The organism is Thermoflexibacter ruber (assembly GCF_900113045.1).
In the GTDB taxonomy this organism is placed as follows: domain Bacteria; phylum Bacteroidota; class Bacteroidia; order Cytophagales; family Thermoflexibacteraceae; genus Thermoflexibacter; species Thermoflexibacter ruber.
Window position 1 is genome coordinate 1 of record NZ_FONY01000058.1, and the last position, 16,540, is coordinate 16,540.

Below are 16,540 nucleotides of genomic sequence, written 5' to 3' on the forward strand. Positions count from 1 at the left end.
GCGATTTGACCGAATTAGTGAGAAAATTAAAAGGTGAAAACGGTAAAAATGTTTTTTGTGACGGTGGAGCAGAAATAGTAAACGAACTTTTAAAAAATGACTTATTGGACGAGATAATAATTTCGGTAATTCCAATATTAGTTGGTAACGGAACAAGACTTTTTAAAGACAATAGACCTGAACAAAAACTGAAACTTGTAAACGTAAAAACATTTGATACCGGACTAACTCAACTTCACTACAAACGTGCAGACAACTAACAACAAGGCGGACGAACAACAAGAAGCCCAGCTGCTAACAGCGGTTTGCCGCAAGCGGGGGTGCAGTACTTCGGTTGACAGTTTTTTCGTATAATTGAACTGCGGTTTTCCAAATGAACGGTAGTGCTAAAAAGCCCCGCTTGCGGCAAGCCGCCAACCGTTAGCGGAAAATTTCAGAAAAAAGGCTTTTAAAGATGCTTACGCATAGATTTTTTTGAAATAGGCTTTATTGAAAATAAAGTACAAATTTTGAAAAGATAACAGATTGGAAACTTGTTTACAAATATGAATATCTTGTAAAATTTGAGAAAATTTCTTGACAGAAATTTCCAATTTCAAAACGAATCTGCCCTGACAAATATTGTGTAAAAGCCTTTTTTCTCTTTTGAAAATTGGTGTTTTTTTGGGGTAGCTAATTTTCAAAACTTTTCTTATTTTCGCATCAAGTTCCTTCGCAAATGGGGGGGCATTTACGCAAGAACTTGAATGGGTAGCGGCGAAAATGAAGAAAAATCTTCCGCTAACACTTCGCTACCCGCTATGGTAAGGGCTTGCGCCCGACCACAGCGGGTAGCTTCGACGTTGAGTGGAAATGCCTTCGCTTCGCTTCGGCACTTCCACTCAACGGAACGAGGATTACATCCTTTGTCGGGCTTGTGCCTTCGCTACGCTTCGGCACGTCACCCAACAAAGGATTTGCAAAATTCCAAAAATTTTCTTCGCTTCGCTCAGAATTTTTGGAACTTCGCAAATCCTCGTTCCGTTGTGCCTCATTGTAAAAAGCCATCGCACAAACAGCACATTTGGTTTTTGCCGACACAAAAGCCAACCCTAAAAACCAAAAGAGCTGTTTTTTGCCAACGCTTGATAGAAAGAATTTGTAAATTTGCGTTTTGAAAAAGTATGACAAGATTTATTTACATAGCATTATTAATCCTGATTGGTTTCTTTTTGACACCAACAGAAACTTATGCTTGTGGCTCAAAATCTGAAAACACAGAAAATACCTGTACCAAAAAATCCAACACTGAAAAAGATAAGAAAAATTGTTGCGACACAGAAAAGGGACAATGCAATAAACACGGAAAAGATTGTGATGGAAAATGTGGTAACCCAAACTGTCATTGTCCTACAAACCATACAAATTTTACAATTCCATTCTTAATCCAATTTTCAGGAATTAAGTTAATCCCCAACAAGCCAAATTTTTATTACCAAGACAGCTTTTATTCATCAGGGTTCCTTTCTATTTGGCTACCGCCAAAAATAGGCTGATTTCTTGCCTTGACAGCCATAGCTCTGTCCAATTGAAAGCAATTATTGGCTTTCAAATCCAATTTTCCATTCAACATTTAATTTTAGAAAGATGAAATCAATAAAAATATTGATGGCAATAACACTATTGCTATCGTTCACAGCGTGTAACGCTCAAATCAAAAACGCTAAAACCGAAAGCGTAAAAATTTACGGTAACTGTGGTATGTGTAAAACGACCATAGAAAAAGCAGGGAATGTAAAGAGAGTAGCACAGGTAGATTGGAACAAAGATACCAAAATGGCTACCCTGACTTACGACCCAAGCAAAACCAACCAAGACGAAATTTTAAAGCGTATTGCATTGGCGGGTTACGATAGCGAAAAATTTCTTGCACCTGATGATGTTTATGCAAAACTCCCTGAATGTTGTCAATACGACCGTGTGAAAAAATCGGAAATGGAAAAAGTAGAAACGATTGACGACCATTCTGAGCACAATCACAGTGGAGCAACTGACAAGTTATCAGAAACAAAGCAAGAAGTAAATCAACTCAAATCAGTTTTTGATAACTACTTCGCACTAAAAGATGCTTTGGTAAAATCTGATGGAAATTTGGCTTCTGCCAATGCAAAAGATTTGCTCAATGCTCTTAATACCGTGCAGATGAACAAACTTTCAAAAGAAGAACATACAGTTTGGATGAAAGTAATGAAGGACTTAAAATTTGATACCGAACACATTGAAGAAACCAAAGATGTGGGGCATCAACGTGACCATTTCAACACTTTGTCAGATAATATGTACCAACTTTTGAAAGTTTCCAAACAAGAAACGCCTACTTATTACCAACATTGCCCAATGGCAAACAATGGCAAAGGTGCTAATTGGTTAAGTAAGGAAAATGCGGTGAAGAACCCATACTATGGTTCTAAAATGCTCACTTGTGGTAAAACGATTGAAACAATAGAATAAATGAAACTATACATCAAAAATATGGTGTGTAGTCGCTGCAAATTGGTAGTGAAGTCTGAGTTGGAAAAACTCGGACTTCAACTACTTGCAGTTGATTTGGGCGAAGTAGAAACTATTGAACCAATTTCAGCACAACAAAAAAAAGAGATTGCAGAACACCTCAAAAGTTTTGGTTTTGAATTGATTGACGACAAGAAAAGCCGATTGATTGATAAAATCAAAACTTTGATAATTGAACTGGTGCATCAACAAAACGCTCAACTCAATACCAATCTTTCCGATTATCTATCAAAACAATTGGCACAAGAATATTCATCTCTGAGCAATTTGTTTTCAGAGGTAGAAGATACAACCATTGAGAAATACTTTATTAACCAAAAGATTGAAAGGGTAAAAGAGTTGCTTTTGTATGATGAATTGACTTTGAGTGAGATTGCTTTCCAGATGAATTACAGCAGTGTGGCATATCTGAGTAATCAGTTCAAGAAGGTTACGGGGTTTTCGCCATCACATTACAAGCAATTGAAAGACAAAAAACGAAGGCAAATTGAAGACTTATAAATGTTACAAATCAAACCCAAAATACCACAACAAAGATGAGAAAGTAACTTCGGAACTTTGTGCTATAGTTTTTAACCTTTAAAATCTAAGATTATGGTACATACATATCAAGTAACAGGAATGACCTGTTCAAGTTGTGAAGCAAAAGTAAAATCATCGCTGTTGATGGTGGAAAATGTGGTGAGTGTTGAAGTTTCAAAAGACGAAAATTCAGCCACTATCACAATGGATAAACACATTCCATTGGACAGGTTGCAAAATGCCTTGGCTGAAAAATATCATATTTCTGCCCAGCAACACAGTGAGTTGGCAGAACAAACCAAAGGCTGGTTAGCCACCTACAAGCCAATCTTGTTGATTTTTTTCTATATCTCATTGGTAACGCTATTAGTACAGTTTGCCAATGATAGGTTTGATGTAATGCAGTGGATGCGACATTTTATGGCGGGGTTCTTTTTGGTGTTTTCGTTTTTCAAAATGCTCAATTTGAAAGGCTTTGCCGAAAGTTATGTAATGTATGATGTAGTAGCAAAGCGTTTACCTGCTTGGGCTTATATCTACGCTTTTACAGAATTGGCTTTGGGCATTGCTTTTTTAATCAATTTCAATCCACTCATAACCAATGGCGTAACATTTACAGTAATGAGCATCAGTATTGTTGGCGTATTACAATCGGTATTGAACAAGAAGAAAATTCAATGTGCCTGTTTAGGTGCAGTATTCAATCTGCCAATGAGTACCGTTACTATTATTGAAGACGCATTGATGATAGCAATGAGTGGTTGGATGCTTTTAAACCTAATTTAAAATGAAATTTATTAAATGGTTAATCAAAAGAATATTTTTAAAAAACTGTTGCCAATAGTTGTTTTACTATTGGTAACTACAAACATATTCGCCCAAAAAGTGGTGCGATATGACCTTTTCGTAAAAGACACTATCGTCATTTTTACAGGAAAAGAAAAAAGAGCCATTGCCGTAAATGGGCAAATTCCTATGCCAACACTCACCTTTACCGAAGGCGACACAGCAGAAATTCACGTTCACAACAGGCTAAAAGAAAGTACCTCTTTGCATTGGCACGGCTTGTATTTGCCCAATAAAGAAGATGGTGTTCCGTACTTAACACAAATGCCCATTAAACCAAACACCACCCACATTTACCGTTTTCCTATTATTCAAAACGGCACGCATTGGTATCACAGCCATAGCGGACTGCAAGAACAAATAGGAATGTACGGTTCAATGGTGCTTCTCAAAAAAGAAGATGACCCTACTTTCAGAAAGGGCATTGATGATTTGCCTTATGTACCTATTATTTTGAGCGAATGGACAGACTACAATCCTGACAATGTACACCGAATGTTGCACAATGCCAATGATTGGTTTGCCATAAAGAAAAACTCGGTTCAGAGTTATGGGGAAGCCATAAAAGCAGGGCATTTCAAAACCAAATTGACCAACGAATGGAAACGAATGTTGGCAATGGACGTGAGCGATGTGTATTACGACAAATTCCTCATCAATGGAACATCAGAAAGCCAACTTTCTCAATTCAAAGTGGGTGATAAAGTGCGGTTGCGAGTTTCCAACGGTGGAGCATCTTCCTATTTTTGGCTGACGTATGCAGGTGGAAAAATGACCGTAGTAGCCAATGACGGCAATGATGTTGAGCCTGTTATTGTGGATAGACTGCTTATAGGCGTTTCAGAAACGTATGATGTCATCGTTACCATTCCGGCAGAAAATACTTCCTATGAATTTTTGGCAACACCCGAAGACCGCACCAAATCAGCATCAATTTATATAGGTTCAGGTATTAAACAGTTGGCAAGTCCATTGCCTAAACTGAAATACTTTGAAGGTATGAAGATGATGAACGATATGATGAAAATGAACGGCTCAATGAACGATATGGGTATGGATATGTCGTTACAACAAATGGATATGAATACGGTAATGTACCCTGAAATCACAGGAGAAAATAAGCCAAATAAATCGCAACATTCAGACCATAGCAACCATACAATGCCAAGTAATGACATTGTTACCTTAAACTATGCTATGCTAAAATCACCTACCAAAACTACTTTTCCAAAAGACGCACCTATCAGAGAGTTAAAGTTTGAATTAACGGGAAATATGAACCGATATGTGTGGAGTATGGACAACCGAGTGCTTGCTGAAACTGATAAAATACTAATTAAAAAAGGAGAAATTGTAAGAATAACACTCTACAATAACTCAATGATGCGACACCCGATGCACCTGCACGGACACGATTTTAGGGTTATAAATGGACAAGGCGATTATGCACCATTGAAAAATGTGTTGGACATAATGCCAATGGAAACCAATGTTATAGAATTTGAAGCCAATTTAGAAGGTGATTGGTTTTTTCATTGCCATATACTTTACCATATGATGGCAGGAATGAACCGTGTTTTCAGTACAGAAAATCAAGCACCTAATCCATTGTTACCAGACAAAAAATGGGCTTACAAAAAGTTGCAAAAAGAAAGCAATGAGCTACATTTTATGTTTCAAAATGACTTTGCTACAAATGGTAATGACGGAATGACAATGTTGCAAAATACCCGTTGGAGTTTTGGCACAGAATGGCGTTTGGGTTATAATGACAGACACGGTTACGAAACAGAAACCCACATTGGACGATACATAGGCAGAAACCAATGGCTTATGCCTTTTATTGGATTTGATTGGCGTTATAGAAAACACGAAACACCTAAAAGAAATCTATTCGGACAGACAAACACCAAAGACAATCGGAGACAATTTAGTTTAGGGATAGCTTATACTCTACCAATGCTTGTAATTTTACAAACAGAAGTGTATCACGATGGAAATGTAAGGGTACAATTAAGACGAGAAGACATTCCCATTTCAAAAAGGTTCAGGGCTGCATTTATGGTAAATACGGACAGAGAATATATGTTTGGACTGAATTATATCGCTGGTAAAAACTTAGGTTTCAGAACACATTACGACAGTGATATGGGCTTTGGAGTAGGGCTGACATTTAATTATTAAAGCCAACCCACAAGCCATACACATTGCCAAGTTGCACCAGCAAACCCGCAAACCAAAACTTGGCAAAGAGTATGGCTTCCCAACACTGACAGAATTGAACGACAACAGAACTGACGAAAAAGAACAACGAAGGCACAACATGCGTTTGGCGTCATGCGGGGTGCCGTGCTTAAATTCAAGTGCAGTTTTTCAAATCAACTTTAGTGCTGGTTTGACAGTTTGGTGCTTTGAAAGCCCGCACGAACGCCAAGCGCAAAAACGTTGTGCGATACTATAAAGAACAAAACCGTCAAACAATGAAACAACGGAAATTACAAATTATCTTACTAATTTTCATAGTTTTAGCTTCTTGTACCCAACATCAAGACAAGGAAGTTGTAACCACGACCATAGCAGAAAAACCCAAACCGACTTTTCAGTCAGACACGACTATTTATTGCCAAGACAAGTATTACAACCTTGCTTTTCAAGAAATCAACCAAATGCTTGAAGACAAAATCCCAATGGATTTTAAACGTGCTTCGTTTTTGATAGAGTGGGCATATTTGAAAGGCGACTTAGACTATGATATTTTTTGCCAAGACATTGCCCGAATAGCCAGAGATTTAAAGACTTTCATCAAAGCCAAAGGCGTGGAACAGTACAAGACCGCAGGGAACTTTGCACTTTACGAGTTTTTTACTAAACCCCATTCTATGAACCAATATAAGCCTTTCACTTACGATTTTGAAGATTTTTATGGCGAAAAGGACTATCAAAATGTATTTGTTACAAAATTATTGCGAACTCATACAGGGCAATGTAGGTCTATGCCAATGCTTTACAAGATTTTGGCAGAGGAAATCGGGGCGGAAAGTTATTTGGCTCTTGCCCCTAATCACTTGTATATCAAGCACCTTGACGAGCAGAATAAGTGGGTAAATGTAGAATTGACCAACGGACATTTTTCGTCTGACGCTTGGATGATTTCTTCTTCGGGAATGAGTGCAGAGGCTATTCAAAGCGGAATTTATATGAAAGATTTGACTATGAAAGAAAGCATCGCTTTTTGTATGACTGAACTTTCTTTGGCATATACCAAACAATACGGACATACTGAATTTTGCTTGCTTTGTTGTGAAGCAAGTATCAAGCACCATAAAAATTCTGTAAGTGCTATTTTGCACAAGCACATCACGTTGAAAAATTTGGGGCTTGCCTACAAGAAAAAGTACGGCAATAAACCCAACGAAAAAATGAAAAAGTATCACGAGGAGTGGCTTGCTACGCATTACCAACTCAACGAGTTAGGACATCGGGAAGTTACGAAAGAACAGTATGCACAATGGGCAAAGGAAATGGAAATAGAAAAGGAAAAACGTCAAACCCAAGCCAAAAATTAAATTCAAACATCAAAATATCAATTCAATGAAACGCAGAATTTACTTGATTTTAAGCATTTTAACGGTTGTAAGCATAGCAACTTATTTTGGTTTTCAGCATTTCAACCAAGCAAAACAAGAGCCTGAAATGGTACTTGATTTTGGCGAGGAAGGCACAGAAATGAGAAGAATGGAAAGTAAAAACCTAAGCCCTTATGCTATTTTTGGTGATAGTTCGGTGGTGCTGATGACAGAGGCAGAGAGAACAGGGCTAAATTATTTGGAAATTCCAAACCGCAACAAAAACAGCCAAGTAAAAAGAATGGTGGTAGATATGCGGACAGGTATGATTTCCTTGATAGACAAAGAAGGGAATGTATTTGAGCAGTTTTTTATGAGTGCCACCAATATAGCGAGGTTCTTGTCGGTTGACCCACACGCAGAGAATTACACAGGTTGGACACCTTATAACTTTGTAGCCAATAACCCTTTGAATATCATAGACCCCGACGGCAGGGATTGGGTTATCAGCCACAATAAGGAAACCAATCACTACACTTTTACTTTCAGAGGGCAGATTTTGAACGAAACGGGGAAGGAAATCAAAGACTTGGATAAAATGGCTAATGAAATGTTGGCAGGTTTGGCAGAAGTTTTTACAGGCAAAGGCGAGGGCATTTCGTGGAGTTTTGATATGGAAAATTCGTATCTGAAAGTGGCAACCGCTGAAAGTGATTTAAGTGCAACAGACCACGCTGTAAGAATTGTGAGTAACGGAACAGTAATAGCAGGAGACCGTATTGGTGGAGGCAAAGCAGGTTTTGGCAGTCAAGCAATTTATTTGAATGAGAGTATTTTGGGAAATAGAGAGGCTATGCAGGCAGGAAAAGACCCCCAATCTAAAAATTGGAATGCAAGAGGGCTTACAAGTAACGGACAATTATTAGCCAAATACATTTTTGCACACGAGGCAGGACATACAGCGTATTTGCCACATATTACAATGCCACAATCAAAGGTTGGTAAAGATTTTATTCCAAACAGTTATTTTGCCAATTATGAAACAGGAAATCCATATACAAGTGGAAAAAATATTATGTCTGATTATAAACATTCATTACCGTTGGTAGCCCCTGTACTTACCCCAAGACAGATAGAGGTTATTAACCGCAGATACAATGCAGGTATGTTAAATAACGGATTGCAAAGAATAGGAACAACTAATCCATTTGAACCTGAATACTAAAATGAAGATTTTATTTTTATTCTTCGTAATTAACACATTTACTTTTACCCTTTATGCTCAACAAAAAGAGTGGTTTATAACTATTGTAAATATTACAGATAGTTTAGAAATACGCATCAATAATCAAACTATTTTGCACACAAAAGAACTTGGAAAAATTAAACCAATATGGGACGATACCCATTCAAAACTAAAATTATGGACAAATGCTGATACACTTTTTATTGGCTGTACAGAATTTCCTGCAAATTGCCCTTTTTTAAAACCAAAAAAAGTATTAATGCAAAAAAGAAATATTTTAGATGCAAAATTTAAACTAACATTTATCGGAAAAGACTATAAATTTTCTATTAAAGTTAATCCAAAAGATGGAAATTATATATCTTTTTTTGATGACTATTCGGTAAAAAAAGCATTTGGATGGTGGTATCAACAAAATGATGAGCCTTTTGAATATGGTTATCGTTACTATCCCCCCAAACGGATAAAATAGCACCGCACAACATTATGTTTGCGAATTGAAAATCGGCGGAGCCAAAAGGCGGGCTAATGTGCGTAATTTAGGCTTTTGTGCTTTCTAAAAACTTTGTGCGTAGAGCAAGTGAAAGTGCTATTTAATCCCGCCCTTCGCAAACATTTTTCCGTTGTGCCTTACCTTAAAAGAAAAACTAACGAGTAGAACAAAGTCCTAAAAAACTTTGTTTCTTTTAGAAACTAAATTTTGATAGAAATGGTGGAATTTAAGATACAGTTAGACGAAAGTGTCGTTCAGACTTTTGGTTATAAACAAGTGGAAAATTACTTGCAAGACTTTGTAAAAAAAATGCTGCTCAAAGCAGCAGCACAAGATGTTTTAGAAGACCTCAAAACAATAGACTTGCAGAACGACAAAGAATGGCAAACAGCACGTCATTTGGCTTGGCAACAAGAAAAACATAAATACTTGATTACCCAATGACAGATTTTGTTATTGATGCCAATGTGCTGATGAGTATTCTGATAAGTGGTAAGGCAGGTTATAGACCTATTTTGACTTTCAATAACTTTATCCTACCCGAGTTTGCTCTGATTGAAGTAGAAAAGTATAAAGATATTTTGAAAGATAAGACCAAAATGTCTGAAATTCAATTTATAGATTGGACATATTTTGTGTTTGCCCAACTTACTATTCTACCTCAATACGTTTTGGAGCAGACTATTTTGGATAAAGCTGAACGATTACTTGAAAAAATAGACTTGAAAGATATTAGTTATGTAGCCTTAGCAATGCAGTTAGATTTGCTACTTTTGACAAGAGATAATCCTTTGTACGAAGGTTTGCGAAAACAAGGATTTAGGAAGGTAATGCTTTTTGAAGACTTTTTGCGGACACTTTGACGAAAAAAGAAAGGCAAGGCACAACATTATGTTTGCGAAAAGGCGGGCTGATGTGCGTAATTTTAGCTTTTGTGCTTTTTATAAACTTTGTGCGTAGGGCAAGGGAAGTGCTATTTAATCCCGCCCTTCGCAAACATTTTTCCGTTGTATGCCATTTTAAAACCCCAACAATACAATGAAAAAAGCACTACTGATACTCTTGATTTTCAGTACAATAACACAATTATTCGGGCAAATCCCAAGTTTCCAAAAACCACAACCCGCTACTTTGGGAACTTACAGCAATGTCGTAACCTTTCCTACGCAAAAACAAAATGGTTTTTCACAACCCAATCAAAACAATGTTTTGCAAAATATGCTTTGGCAGCAACAGCAACAAATTCATTTGCAAAACCAAAGGCTGATAAACCAAGCCACACATCACCAACAACAAGGCACTTTGCCCCAAGACGTTTTGGACGATATTGCAGAATTTGAAAATCCAAAATACTCATCTATTGCAGAGGCTTACAATTCTCTGAACTACAAATTCCCTACTGTAACCAAAAAAGGAACAAACTTTTATGAAAGTGCTTTTCAAAAGTTTTCATCTATGCTTTCAGGCAAAGAGCCTTTGAACTTGAAAAGGGCAGTGTTTTTGGTAGAAAATTCCTACTACGAAAACACGATGCCTTACCAAGAATTTGACGAAACTTTACGAAATATTGCGGGCTTGATTTCACTAAAAATGAAACAAGACAAAATGCCCAACAACCAATTAGCCAAAAATTTGGCAATTTATCAGTTTATGGCAGATACTTTTAAGGTCAAAATTCCACACAAAGAGAACCAAGTATTCACGCATTATCCATTCAAATACGATTTTGAGGATTACAGAGGGGAGAAAGACTACCGCAAAATGTTTGTATCTAAACTCTTGTTGCAACATTCGGGGCAGTGCCATTCTATGCCACTTTTGTATTTACTCTTAGCAGACGAATTGGGGGCTAAGGCTTGGTTAAGTTATTCGCCTAATCATTCGTTTATCAAATTTATGGTCAATGGCAGACTGCAAAACTATGAAACCACCAACGGACATTTTACTACTGATGCTTTTGCTTTGTCATCGGGATTTATCAAGGCAGAGGCATTGGCAAACAAAGTGTATTTGGACACATTGAGTAAAAAACAACTTATTGCCCACTGTTTAATGGATTTGGCTTTGGGTTACGAACACAAATACGGTTACAACGAATTTTCTTTGAAATGTGCTAAGTTGGCATTGAAACATCACCCACAAAACATAACAGCCTTAATGGTAAAAGCCAATTATTACAATGCTTTGCTGGGCTATGTGGCAAAACAGAGCAGAGAAAAACGACTTCCCAACATACAATTTGGTGATGTACCACAAGTTTATGAACTTTACCAAAAAGTGAAACAAGCCCAACAAGAATTGGACGACAGTGGTTTTGCCGAAATGCCCCAAGAGGCGTATCAAAATTGGCTCAAAGGCATACAAAAAGAAACCGAAAAAAGTAAGCAAACTTTTCAAAACATTCAACAGTCTTTGTGGAAAAAATAAATCTCAACAACCCAATGAAACAGTTTATTATATTCATTTTCATTATTTTACTTTCACTCAACTTTGCCACAGCCCAAGAGCAGCAAGGCAAAAACCAAGTGAAATACACCAACCCTTTTGAGCAAGCAGGCATCAAGGGCATTAAAATTTTGACGTTAAGTAATGGCAAATACCAAGAGTTTCACGATTTGGACAGTGTAGTGCAGATAGGCACAACGCTAATCAATGTCAATTCACGAAAAATTGTGGGTTTTGTCAAAAAAGATAGTGCGAATAGTATGCCTGATGCGAGTGTGAGTAGTAGGTGGATTTCGGTAGACCCGTTGGCGGAAAGGCATTATAACCATTCACCCTACATTTTTACAGCCAACAATCCTATACTATATGTTGACCCTGATGGGCGGGATTATGGAGTTTATTACGACCACGAAAATAAAACAATTACCATAAAAGCACATTTTATCACATTAAGCAAAGATGAAAAAAGTGCAAATCAAGCAGTTGGTTTTTGGAATAATCAAAGTGGAAAGTATTCCTATGTTATAGGCGAGGGCAAAGACGCTGTTGCTTATACTGTTAATTTTAGTATTACAACGGAAGTTGATGATAGTGAACCAACTCTCAAACCTAATGGTGAATTTTATACTTCAAAAGGGGAGGAAAAAGCAACACACGATTTTTCAAACGAAAGTAATTCATATATATCCTTGCCTGATGGAGATAAAAGATTTTCTTCTTCTGAGGCAGGAAAGGTGGTGAATGGAGTAAGTGACGGAGACAATGCTTTTGTAAAAGAAAGCCATAAATCGGATAACACAGGTTCTCACGAAGTAGGGCATAACTTGGGCAATTCACACAATAATGGCGGATTAATGGCTGCGGTTTCGTCGGGAGGTGGTGTATCCAAACACCACATTGGCGAAATGCTTGGTAGGGTGGGATTAGGAAATGTTAGGCTTGGTACGACAGGTGGTAGAGGATTTGTAAATGGGCAGACAGGAACAGCACCCGAAAATTTTAATTCTGGAAAAGTGATGACAACTCAAAAATTTCAAAAAATGCAGGAAAAATTAAAAAAGAACTAATATGAAAACCTTGATATTTTTCATAATAATCATAACAAAAACTTTCGCAGTATATGGACAAGACACTTTATGCTATGAAAAAATTGCATTTAGTTTCTTTGTATCTCATATTGTTAAAGAGAACTATGAAAACAACATTACTTTTTCAGTAAAAAGAGATATTTCATCTGAAATATCATCGCATTTATACACCTCTTGTTTTCAAGATTATTACATAAAATACCAAAATATTTCTGATGCTGAAAAAAACAGTATCAGAAATAAAATTACAGAAATTAGGAAACAAAACCAAAAGTTTAATTGCGACCTGAGCCAAAATAGTAGGTTTGTCTTGTCAGATAAATCAAAAATAACAAAAAAAAATAAATACATATCTATCAATCAAGCAGAAATGTATTTAACAAACTTAGTTTTTGTTGAACTAATAGTATTTGATAAAAGTTTTGAAAACCACTTTTTTGTTGAAATTGATTTAAAAACAAATGAAGTATCTCGTTACTGTAAAAAAACTATTTCTTACTAATAAAATGTCAAGTAAATCATTGACCTTAGCATTGATTTTTAATGCTACTTTTTCATTTGGGCAAATTATCCTTAAAAAGGAAGATGTTGCTACGCAATTCTTTGTTGATAGTTTGTTAAACACGGAGTTTAAAAACTACAAAAAGATAATTATCAATTCTATATTAACTAACAACTATTCAGATTTCTTTTTATACCCTGCTTGTTTTAATGATAAGAATATCTATGTAAAAATAAAAAGTGCTTTACTAAACAAAGATACTTTGACTAATACCGTATTGTTATCAATTAATTTACCAAACAACTTAAAAAAAGTTATTTTAAAAAATACTCATAAAGTGAGTAAATTAAAAAAACTACATTTTTTCATAGAAGTTAATAGGGCTACTTTTGCTAATCCTCATTACTATGTTTTGATAGAAGTAAGAAGTAGAGAATATCTATATCAGTATTTCTTTGAAATTTCGCAAGAAAACCAAATACTACAATGGTGCAAGCAAGAAATGATTTTTTAAGAAAGTTTTTTTTAGTTTTTATTTTTGTTTTTCATTCACAACTTGCTTTTTCACAAGCAAACCTATATAATTTTGCCTTTACCTCAATGCAAAATATGCTTTCAGGTAAAGAACAAATCAGTTTCAAAAAAGCCATATTTTTAACAGAAAATGCTTTTTCAGATACCCCATTAGACACAACACAATTTAACAAACAAATTCGTTTGCTTATAACCTTATGCAAAGGCTTTCACCAAACAAACCCACTTGCAAATTATTCGCAAAAAGACAAAGCCACCGTTGCTTTGTGGGGAGCAGTGTTTAAAGTAATGACAGATACCGTTACAATTTTGTTGCCCAATGGCGAAAAAGCCTATCACTTGCCTTTTACTTACGATTTTGAGGACTATTTTGGTGAGCAGAATTGGACTAAAATGTTCGTTATCAAACTCTTAGCCACCAAAAAAGGAAATTGTCATTCTTTGCCCTATTTGTATAAAATCTTGTGCGAGGAGTTAGGCGTTTCGGCAAATTTAGCACTTGCCCCCAACCATATTTACATCAAACACCGAGCAGAAAAAACAGGTTGGTACAATACAGAACTCACAAGTGCAGCCTTTCCCATAGATGCGTGGTTAATGGCTTCGGGCTATATTCATTTGTCTGCCATTCAAAACAGTGTGTATATGAAAGCCCTAACCGACCAAGAAAGCATCGCCCTTTGTTTAGTAGATTTGGCAGAAGGTTACAAACGCAAAACCAACGGACAGGACACCGATTTTATTTTGAAATGTTGTAACACCGCCTTACAGTATTTTCCAAATTGCGTAAATGCCCTAATTGTGAAAGCAGAAACCCTGAAACAAATTTTTGAGAAAACACAAAACAAGCAAACTTTTAACGAAGTACAAGACCTTTATTTGCAAATCCACGACTTAGGCTACCGACAAATGCCCAAAGAAATGTATTTGAATTGGTTAATGGAACTGCGAACAGAAAAAGATAAGTACCTGAATAAGAACTTAATAGAGGGGCAGAACAAAAAGTAAAACGGCATACAACATTATGTTTGCGAAAAGGCGGGCAAATGTGCGTAATTTAGGCTTTTGTGCTTTCTATAAACTTTGTGCGTAGGGCAAGGGAAGTGCTATTTAATCCCGCCCTTCGCAAACATTTTTCCGTTAGCGGGCATTGTAAAAAGACCGACACGAGCAAAACAGAGACTAACAATTAAGAGAAAAAAGATTGAAAACAGAACTATTTAGACAACCTGACTTAAAAACAACCAATAGTTGCCTGAAAACAACTGAATGTAGCGACTATACAACTGAAAGTAGCGGACTTTTTAATCGTATCGCTCACAGACAAAATAACTTTGCAGCATCATTTAAAACTTAAAAATATGATGCTCAACTCAACAATTATTGGCAACAAGATTGCCGAAGCAAGAAAGAAAAGTAATCTTTCTCAAGCAGAACTTGCTAACAAAATTTCAATTAGTCCGCAAGCAGTCGGAAAATGGGAACGTGGCGAATCAATGCCCGACATCACTACCCTGAACCGACTTGCCGAGATTTTCGGCTTGGACTTAAACTACTTTTCAGACACTTTTCAAAGTGTGACTAATGAAAAACAGAATGAAGTCGTTTCAAATGGACAATCCATCGAGCAATCAAATGAAGAGCCTAAAAGACGATTTGATTGGAATTGGGATATGTCAAACAGCAATTGGGTAGATGCTGATTTTTCAGGTTTGAAAGACCTAAAGGACAAATTCAGTTCATCCAATATTAAAAATTGCAAATTCATTAAGTCCGACCTATCAGGTTTGACGCTAAAAGGAAATGCAATTGCCGATTGTGACTTTTCTCAATCAGACATTAGAAACGGAAAAATTTATGCTTCTGAAATTTTAAAATCAACCTTCAATGAAACCAGTTTGATTGACGCTGAAATTCAGCAAAGTGAAATCAAAAACTGCAACTTTGACAATTCCAATCTATCAGGAGCAGAATTTATTAACTCAAACTTTCAAAAGAACTCAATTGAGAATGCGGAATTAAGACATACATCTTTCAAAAATGTTGGCTTTACAGAAATAACCTTTGGTGGCAACCTTGAAGATTGTTCTTTTGAAAATTGCTCATTTAAGGGTGTTAAGTTTGTAAATGCGACAATTTTAAACACGTTTTTCAAGCACAACCGAAAATTCAATAAAGTTGAGTTTAAAGACTGCAAAGTGGACAAATTAACTTTTGCGTTTTTGAAAAGTAACGGTGCGAAATTAGAAGGCATCTCAATTATTGAAGAACAAACCACCGACAAAATATGAAAGAGAAAAAGCAAGAAATAATTGACGGTGTTACGATAAAGTATCACGCTAACGGTAAGACAATTTGGTCGAAAGGAAAGATAATAGACGGTAAATCCGAAGGTTATTGGGAATGGTATAGAATAGACGGAACTATTAAACGTTCAGGACATTTTGAGAACGGAGAACCAGTTGGCGAATGGACAACGTATGACAACAAAGGAAAACCATATAAAGTAACGAAAAGATGACAACGACCCGCTAACAGCGGTTTGGTGTAATGGCGGGTTCAGTGCTTCGTATGACAGTTTTGTGGTAGGTTCAAGTGCAGTTCTTCGATTGAACTTTTGTGCTAAAAATCCGCCACTACGCCAAGCCGCAAAACGTTGAGTGGAAATGCCTTCGCTTCGCTTCGGCACTTCCACTCAACGGAACGAGGATTACATCCTTTGTCGGGCTTGTGCCTTCGCTACGCTTC

General features: G+C 36.5%; 19 protein-coding genes. 17 read left to right on the top strand and 2 right to left on the bottom strand.

Annotated elements, in window-relative coordinates:
• Positions 1–260 (top strand): dihydrofolate reductase family protein (locus BM141_RS20415; RefSeq protein ID WP_177217481.1); only part of this gene is annotated, 260 nt, incomplete at its 5' end.
• Between the two features lie 538 nt (positions 261–798).
• Here the strand turns inward: BM141_RS20415 and BM141_RS23205 are convergent.
• Both BM141_RS23205 and BM141_RS23695 read right to left on the bottom strand, forming a co-directional pair.
• Positions 799–1,170 (bottom strand): hypothetical protein, encoded by a 372-nt coding sequence (locus BM141_RS23205; RefSeq protein ID WP_177217482.1) that lies wholly within the window; start codon positions 1,168–1,170, stop codon positions 799–801.
• A gap of 316 nt (positions 1,171–1,486) precedes the next feature.
• Positions 1,487–1,612, bottom strand: coding sequence for a hypothetical protein (locus BM141_RS23695; protein WP_262509469.1), 126 nt, complete (start codon positions 1,610–1,612; stop codon positions 1,487–1,489).
• A gap of 35 nt (positions 1,613–1,647) precedes the next feature.
• Here BM141_RS23695 and BM141_RS20430 point away from each other — a divergent pair, with 35 nt between their 5' ends.
• The 16 genes from BM141_RS20430 (at position 1,648) to BM141_RS20510 (ending at position 16,313) form a co-directional block, all read left to right on the top strand.
• A complete protein-coding gene (locus BM141_RS20430; protein WP_245764129.1) occupies positions 1,648–2,490 on the top strand; it encodes a DUF3347 domain-containing protein in 843 nt (280 codons plus the stop codon).
• Positions 2,491–3,051 (top strand): helix-turn-helix domain-containing protein, encoded by a 561-nt coding sequence (locus BM141_RS20435; RefSeq protein ID WP_091549319.1) that lies wholly within the window; start codon positions 2,491–2,493, stop codon positions 3,049–3,051.
• Positions 3,052–3,144: 93 nt separating this feature from the next.
• Complete coding sequence (locus BM141_RS20440) at positions 3,145–3,858, top strand: heavy-metal-associated domain-containing protein (RefSeq protein ID WP_091549320.1); 714 nt, start codon at positions 3,145–3,147, stop codon at positions 3,856–3,858.
• Between the two features lie 99 nt (positions 3,859–3,957).
• Positions 3,958–6,102, top strand: a complete 2,145-nt coding sequence (locus tag BM141_RS20445) for a multicopper oxidase domain-containing protein (RefSeq protein ID WP_245764130.1) — start codon at positions 3,958–3,960, stop codon at positions 6,100–6,102.
• A 296-nt stretch (positions 6,103–6,398) separates the two neighbouring features.
• The gene (locus BM141_RS20455) at positions 6,399–7,484 is read left to right on the top strand and encodes a hypothetical protein (RefSeq protein WP_091549332.1); all 1,086 of its coding nucleotides are present in this window, start codon (positions 6,399–6,401) and stop codon (positions 7,482–7,484) included.
• 25 nt (positions 7,485–7,509) lie between these two features.
• Positions 7,510–8,709 carry a hypothetical protein gene (locus BM141_RS20460; protein ID WP_091549323.1) on the top strand — a complete coding sequence of 400 codons (1,200 nt, stop codon included), beginning with the start codon at positions 7,510–7,512 and terminating at the stop codon, positions 8,707–8,709.
• 1 nt (position 8,710) lies between these two features.
• The gene (locus tag BM141_RS20465) at positions 8,711–9,202 is read left to right on the top strand and encodes a hypothetical protein (RefSeq protein ID WP_091549324.1); all 492 of its coding nucleotides are present in this window, start codon (positions 8,711–8,713) and stop codon (positions 9,200–9,202) included.
• A 237-nt stretch (positions 9,203–9,439) separates the two neighbouring features.
• On the top strand, positions 9,440–9,667 hold the full coding sequence (locus BM141_RS20470) for a hypothetical protein (protein ID WP_091549325.1): 228 nt from the start codon (positions 9,440–9,442) through the stop codon (positions 9,665–9,667).
• Positions 9,664–10,086, top strand: a complete 423-nt coding sequence (locus BM141_RS20475; RefSeq protein WP_091549326.1) for a PIN domain-containing protein — start codon at positions 9,664–9,666, stop codon at positions 10,084–10,086. Before BM141_RS20470 ends, BM141_RS20475 begins: the two co-directional genes overlap by 4 nt.
• Positions 10,087–10,261: 175 nt before the next feature.
• Positions 10,262–11,650 carry a hypothetical protein gene (locus BM141_RS20480; protein ID WP_091549327.1) on the top strand — a complete coding sequence of 463 codons (1,389 nt, stop codon included), beginning with the start codon at positions 10,262–10,264 and terminating at the stop codon, positions 11,648–11,650.
• A gap of 14 nt (positions 11,651–11,664) precedes the next feature.
• Positions 11,665–12,735: an RHS repeat-associated core domain-containing protein gene (locus BM141_RS20485; protein WP_143091031.1), complete on the top strand. Its 1,071-nt coding sequence runs from the start codon at positions 11,665–11,667 to the stop codon at positions 12,733–12,735.
• Position 12,736: 1 nt separating this feature from the next.
• On the top strand, positions 12,737–13,258 hold the full coding sequence (locus BM141_RS20490) for a hypothetical protein (protein ID WP_091549329.1): 522 nt from the start codon (positions 12,737–12,739) through the stop codon (positions 13,256–13,258).
• A 31-nt stretch (positions 13,259–13,289) separates the two neighbouring features.
• Positions 13,290–13,772: a hypothetical protein gene (locus BM141_RS20495; protein ID WP_143091032.1), complete on the top strand. Its 483-nt coding sequence runs from the start codon at positions 13,290–13,292 to the stop codon at positions 13,770–13,772.
• Positions 13,773–13,867: 95 nt separating this feature from the next.
• Positions 13,868–14,800, top strand: a complete 933-nt coding sequence (locus BM141_RS20500) for a hypothetical protein (protein ID WP_221407721.1) — start codon at positions 13,868–13,870, stop codon at positions 14,798–14,800.
• 353 nt (positions 14,801–15,153) lie between these two features.
• Positions 15,154–16,083 (top strand): helix-turn-helix domain-containing protein, encoded by a 930-nt coding sequence (locus BM141_RS20505; protein ID WP_221407722.1) that lies wholly within the window; start codon positions 15,154–15,156, stop codon positions 16,081–16,083.
• Entirely contained in the window at positions 16,080–16,313 is a 234-nt protein-coding gene (locus BM141_RS20510) for a toxin-antitoxin system YwqK family antitoxin (RefSeq protein WP_091549331.1), read from the top strand. The genes BM141_RS20505 and BM141_RS20510 overlap by 4 nt, the downstream gene beginning before the upstream one ends.
• The last annotated feature ends 227 nt before the right edge of the window (positions 16,314–16,540 follow it).